The organism is Priestia flexa NBRC 15715, from assembly GCF_001591565.1.
Classification (GTDB): Bacteria; Bacillota; Bacilli; order Bacillales; family Bacillaceae_H; genus Priestia; species Priestia flexa.
Map to the genome: position 1 here is coordinate 1 of NZ_BCVD01000213.1, position 2,186 is coordinate 2,186.

General features: G+C 41.4%; 2 protein-coding genes. Both read left to right on the top strand.

All coding sequences use genetic code 11. From position 1 onward, the window contains the following. The first annotated feature begins 102 nt into the window (after positions 1 to 102). Positions 103 to 1,365 (top strand): IS21 family transposase, encoded by a 1,263-nt coding sequence (gene istA, locus BFL01S_RS19410; RefSeq protein ID WP_002073783.1) that lies wholly within the window; start codon positions 103 to 105, stop codon positions 1,363 to 1,365. After that, positions 1,362 to 2,126, top strand: coding sequence for an IS21-like element helper ATPase IstB (gene istB, locus BFL01S_RS19415; RefSeq protein ID WP_000980839.1), 765 nt, complete (start codon positions 1,362 to 1,364; stop codon positions 2,124 to 2,126). Before istA ends, istB begins: the two co-directional genes overlap by 4 nt. Positions 2,127 to 2,186 lie beyond the last annotated feature (60 nt).

Sequence of the window (2,186 nt, forward strand, 5' to 3'; positions counted from 1 at the left end):
GTAATCAACGATTGTAAAATACCCAATAACAACGGTTTTAAATTCCCCAAAAATAACAGATAATCGTTTCGAAACAAACATCAAAGATGGAGTGAAGAAACGGTGCTGAAGATTGGGGAGTTTTTTATGATTAGAGAGTTATTTCAGAAAGGGTGGACGAAAACAGCCATTGCAGAAGCAACAGGCTTCGATCGTAAAACGATCAGCAAATATCTAAAAAGCAATCAGTTGCCGGAACGTAAGGCAAGCGAGCAGCAGAAAGAGAGTAAGCTCGAACCCTATAAGTCCTACATCCTTCAACGAGTCAAAGAAGGAACAACCAACTGTGTCGTACTGTTAGAGGAAATTCAAACGATGGGTTACGAGGGGAAGATGACAATTTTAAGAGACTTTGTTCGTCCTCTTCGTCAACAGCCAAAGAAACAGGCAACCTTACGGTTTGAAACACCACCAGGGAAACAAGCCCAAATGGATTGGGCGTACGTGGGAAAATACTTAGTGAATGGCAATCTGCAAGACATTTATGCATTTGTGATGATATTAGGTTATTCCCGAATGAAGTACGTAGAGTTTACAACCAACATGAATCTCGAAACCCTCATGAAGTGTCATATGAATGCTTTTTCTTACTTTAATGGGGTACCAGAACAAATTCTCTATGATAATATGAAAACCGTTGTAATCAAGCATAGTCCTGTAGAGATTCGTTTTAATCGCAAGTTTGAGGATTTCTTAGCCTACTATGGGATTGTGCCAAAAGCCTGTCGTCCTAAACGTCCGCAAACAAAGGGGAAAGTAGAAAGAACCATTAAGTATTTGAAAGATAACTTCTTTCAGCGAAAACACGAACCAACTTTACATGCATTAAATGAAGCCGTACGTACATGGTTGGATCAGATAGCTAACAAGAAAACCAATCAGACTACTAATGAGTCACCATTTCAACGATTTGAGCAGGAACAGAAGTTCCTGCAGATATGGGGAGTGAAGCCTCTGTTTCCCACTTCACATTGGGAAACCAGAGAAGTCAGTCGGGACTGTGTGGTGTCGTACCGCGGAAAAAGGTATTCAGTTCCTTACCGTTACGCTGGACAAATGGTTAAGATTAAAGAAACACTCGATCATCATTTAGAGATTTACGATGAACGTGAATGTATCGCAAAGCATCCGGTTCTTACAGGAAAAGCAACTACTCATATCCGAATGGAACACTATGATGGGCTACATACAAAAGAAAAAGGGCAGAAAGCGAAGAACGTTGAAGATTTGGCGACCGACGGTCTTCACTCTCATACCCCATCTCCAAATGTGGAAAAACGCCCTCTCGCTGCTTACGCAGCACTGGAAGAAGGTGAGTCTGTATGATGAACGAACTCTTATTGGAGCGTTTAAAGAAGCTCGGCTGGCATCATACAGCCAACCAACTTGATAGTTTACTAGAAGACGCTTCTAAGGATAATGTATCATATTCTGAGTTTCTTCACACTATCGTTTTGCATGAAACGGAGCAACAAGATTCTGATCAACTAGAAAAGCGAATGAAACGGGCAAAGCTGCCTTACACCAAAACGATTCATGATTTTGACTTTACATTTCAACCAAGTCTGAGCGAGAAAAGGGTCAAGGAAACCTTAACATGTCGCTTTATTGCCAATGGGGAAAATCGCATATTACTGGGTCCTCCGGGTGTAGGAAAAACTCATTTAGCCGTCTCCTTTGCGATTGAAGCGATTACCCAAGGATATACAGCCCTATTTTTGTCGGCCGACGACTTAGTGGCTCAGTGCCGCAAGGCCAATGATAAAGGGACACTCCAGCGACTCGTAAATCGTTGGAGTCGTCCAGACGTGTTAATTGTAGATGAAGTAGGTTATTTTCCTTTTGATGAACTAACCGCCAATGTTTTCTTCCAGGTTGTTTCAAAGCGATACGAACAAGGAGCAATGATTTTAACATCTAATAAATCGTACCTTGAATGGGGAAAAGTTTTTGGTGACGATGTATTGGCAACGGCTATCTTGGATCGCCTCTTACATCATGCGATTACATTTAACATCAAGGGTGACTCCTACCGTTTGCGAGAAAAGAAAAAAGCAGGAATTTATCCTGCCCAAACAACGATTTAGCCGTTCATAATGGGGAATTTCATTTCGTTGAAATTGGGGAAATTTGAATCGTTGTTGACA

Bases quoted from the DNA above. Each gene is read 5' to 3' on its own strand.
- istB (WP_000980839.1), top strand. From the start codon at position 1,362: ATGATGAACGAACTCTTATTGGAGCGTTTAAAGAAGCTCGGCTGGCAT.